The sequence below is a fragment of the Gelidibacter sp. F63206 genome, assembly GCF_023015735.1.
Genome location: NZ_JALKAU010000067.1, coordinates 1 through 3,448, shown reverse-complemented (window position 1 = coordinate 3,448; position 3,448 = coordinate 1). Strand labels below are relative to the sequence as shown.

Here is a 3,448-nt window from a genome sequence, read left to right as displayed (position 1 = left end):
CGTTGTAACACATTCCCCACACAATAAAAACTCATTTATTTCATAAACTAACCAGTAAAATTATTGTGTAGGAAAATTATAGTAAATTTGACTTTAGCCAAAATTTGAGAAAACTAAAATATTATATATTAACAATATTCATTTCCTTGAGCTGTTCTGAAAAAAATACAGAATGGAAAGCAGAAAGAGAAGCTTCTATTCATTTCGGAGGGGAACCTAAAATTGAAAGCTTTACGCTCTCATTTCATAGAAAAGGTGACACTTTAATTTATAATTATGTTAGTAAAATTGACAGTACAAAAACTATCAATATTCAAAAAGCAGCAAACTCAAATATTTTATTTTTTGGATTTAGGGAATTCATTGAGTCAGACAAAAAAACATTTCGAAACCAGAAACTAAAGGATTTAGAATTTAAATATTATGATTTAGAAAACCCTGGAACCCATGGAACAGGACCAATTTTATTTAATTCAGAATATGGACTTCTTGCAATAAACAATGTTTATGGACCTACAATTATTTTTCTTGAAGCAAAAGATAATAATTTGACTGAAATAATAATTAATAATTTGAATGAATGAAAACGTGTTACAACAGTGTGTATAAGCAATGGCTTGTTCTCGCCTACTTGGAAAATCCTTCGGATTTTCCTCTGGCAAGTACCTGTTTGCAATTGTCCGTACCGAACCACACCACTGCTCATACACTAAACGTTACCCAACATTTAAGACAAACATCTAAAATGATACGAAATTATTGGAATGAAGAATGGAAAGAGATTGTATTTGATGATAAGATTTCTGAGAAAGAGAAGTTTAAAATATCAAATTACGGAAGAATTATAAATTGTAAAACTGATGAGAAATTTTTGGTTAAAAAATACTTTATAAACGGATATCAGAATTTACCAGTAAAACAAAAAAAGAACGGAAAACAGACCAGCAGATACGTACACAAACTCGTTGCGGAACATTTTCTGGAAAAAAATGATGGAATTTGTGTTATTCATCTGAACTATGACAAAACCGACAATCGAATAGAAAATCTAAAATGGGCTACGAAAAGAGAAAAGGAATTACATCAATTCAGCCATCCAGATTGGAAAGAAATTGTTAAAAAAAGGAGCAAAAATATTGGCAAACTGAACGCGGGAAAAGTAAAAATTATCAAACGCCAATTAAAAAACAAAAATAACAGGCTGAAAATGATTGCTAAACGCTTTGGAGTTTCTGATATGCAAATACACAGAATAAAAACAGGCGAAAATTGGAGTTCTGTAACTGAATAAAAAACGTTGGGTAACAACGTATATAGCTCATAGCTAATTAGTTGTCTAATCGAAGTTAAGGCGTATTTAGAAAGTCGCCAAATTTTTAAATTTGACGATTTCCAATAAAAAAAGATAAATAGTAAAATTTAAAAATCTGGCTTGTGCCCAACCTAAAAATAATCGCTAATTTGCACGCTACAAGCCATATACAAAACCGTTACAGCACATATGACCACAAATAAAATCTTAGTCATAATTACAATGTTTTTGCTATTCATTAGCTGTGGAAAAAAACAAACAAGTTTGGAGTTTGAAAAGTCTGTTGTGAACGAAATTTTTCCAGCTTTGCTTGATTCTGTTTTTTACGATACAAGATTGACACAGCAACCACCCCCACCACCACCACCGAATTTCGAATGGACTGATTCAACAGAAATTAAATGGGATGAAACCAAAATTATAGCCGACCTCGAAAGGCGAAAAGCTGAGTTACAAAAAGATACTACTAAATTAGTAGTTGCGATTGTGGACAGTACTTACCAGATAAATGAAAAAGCGAAAAAAGAACTGATTAATTTTTATAAGGATTTCAAAATTAAATTGGATACCACAAATATTGAAAAACCATATAAAATAAATTTAGCGGATTTAAAACACGATGATAAATTCAAACTTAAATACCGATCGGAATTACCAGCTACAAGCAAAGTTTGGAAAGGCGAATATAATTTTTATCTTTCTGGAATAACTGGATTTTCACGTATTCAATTTGATCAAACAAAAAACTATGGAGTTATGATAAGCGCTTTTGGTTGTGGACGACTTTGCGGATTTAGTGGATTGGTATTTATTCGAAAAGTAAAGGGTAAATGGCTAATTGATAAGATAAAAATCACGGCAGTATCGTGAAGAAAATACGTGCTGTAACAATGTGTATAAGCAATGGCTTGTCCTTGCCTACTTGGAAAATCCTGCGGATTTTCCTCTGGCAAGTGCCTGTTTAGAATTGTCTGTAACGTCCCACGCCACTGCCCATACACGAAACGTTGTGTGTCATTTGAGAAAAACCCTATGAAAAAATTGACTTTAATATTAATTCTGATTTTATCTGTTGGCTGTTCCTCAAAAACAAAGACCCAAAAAGCAATTACTGAACAGAAAACGGAATTAAAACCACCCTTCAAAAATCAAGGAGAACAAGAGGATTTTTGGGCGCAGGAGTTTTTTAAAAATGAGTATAAAAAACAAAATCATGAAAGATTTATTGGAAAAATTAAAATCTTAAATGAATATGAGTCTTTGGACAACAATGGTAATTTCATTACAAATGCAAATGAAATTAGTTTTGGAAACAGAGTTGTTAAAATAAACCTAACTGACAATAAATTTCGCTCGATTTTCGAAAATGGAATTTTATATCCAGATTTGATAAGCGAAAAATATTTTAAAATTTGGGACTTGGAAGAATTGACTTTTTTAAACAATTCACCAAAAATTAAAAAGTTCAGAATGTTTGTAAATATGCCTGAACTTATATATACCCAAGTATTCCTTTTGGAATTAAAAAATGAATTTGCGAATAAAAAAACCGATTTGACCGAATTTATTAAAAACGCTGAATTGACATTCATGAAAAGAGCTTGGTCAATGATATAAAAAAAAAACGAACACACAACAATGTGTATAAGCAATGGCTTGTTCTCGCCTACTTGGAAAATCCTGCGGATTTTCCTCTGGCAAGTGCCTGTTTGGAATTGTCCGTGACGTCCCACGCCACTGCTCATACACGAAACGTTGTGTACAAGCTGAATATCGCAGAAATCACCACCAGGTTTTTCAAAAAATTTTTTTGGTTTTTTAAGGCAAAAATAAAACTGGTTTGCCGAGCTACTTTCCCAACGGAATCTACTCGAACGGAATCATAACAGATAAAAATAAAACCAATTAGATCGAAACATTCCCAACGGACTTTACTCGGACGGAATCGTTGCGGATAAAAAAACAAACCAATCAGATCGGAATCGTTGCGAATAAATAATAAAACCAATCTGAACGGAACATTCACAGCAGACTTTACTCGAGCGGAATCGTTGCGGATAAAAAATTAAACCAATCAAGATGGAACATTCTCGTAGAAAATCACTCGGACGGATAATGAAAAGCCTGTACACAACA

The 3,448-nt window shown here is 32.4% G+C and carries 4 protein-coding genes; all 4 read left to right on the top strand.

Annotation, left to right across the window (positions count from 1 at the left end):
• The first annotated feature begins 104 nt into the window (after window positions 1-104).
• The 4 genes from MWU32_RS03220 (at window position 105) to MWU32_RS03205 (ending at window position 2,929) form a co-directional block, all read left to right on the top strand.
• Window positions 105-584, top strand: a complete 480-nt coding sequence (locus tag MWU32_RS03220; protein WP_246937150.1) for a hypothetical protein — start codon at window positions 105-107, stop codon at window positions 582-584.
• A 161-nt stretch (window positions 585-745) separates the two neighbouring features.
• Window positions 746-1,291 (top strand): HNH endonuclease, encoded by a 546-nt coding sequence (locus MWU32_RS03215; RefSeq protein WP_246937730.1) that lies wholly within the window; start codon window positions 746-748, stop codon window positions 1,289-1,291.
• 210 nt (window positions 1,292-1,501) lie between these two features.
• Window positions 1,502-2,182, top strand: a complete 681-nt coding sequence (locus MWU32_RS03210; protein WP_246937728.1) for a hypothetical protein — start codon at window positions 1,502-1,504, stop codon at window positions 2,180-2,182.
• Window positions 2,183-2,344: 162 nt separating this feature from the next.
• Window positions 2,345-2,929, top strand: a complete 585-nt coding sequence (locus MWU32_RS03205; protein ID WP_246937726.1) for a hypothetical protein — start codon at window positions 2,345-2,347, stop codon at window positions 2,927-2,929.
• The last annotated feature ends 519 nt before the right edge of the window (window positions 2,930-3,448 follow it).

Coding starts and splice junctions, on each gene's coding strand:
- MWU32_RS03215 (WP_246937730.1), top strand. CDS start 746: ATGATACGAAATTATTGGAATGAAGAATGGAAAGAGATTGTATTTGAT.
- MWU32_RS03205 (WP_246937726.1), top strand. CDS start 2,345: ATGAAAAAATTGACTTTAATATTAATTCTGATTTTATCTGTTGGCTGT.
- MWU32_RS03210 (WP_246937728.1), top strand. CDS start 1,502: ATGACCACAAATAAAATCTTAGTCATAATTACAATGTTTTTGCTATTC.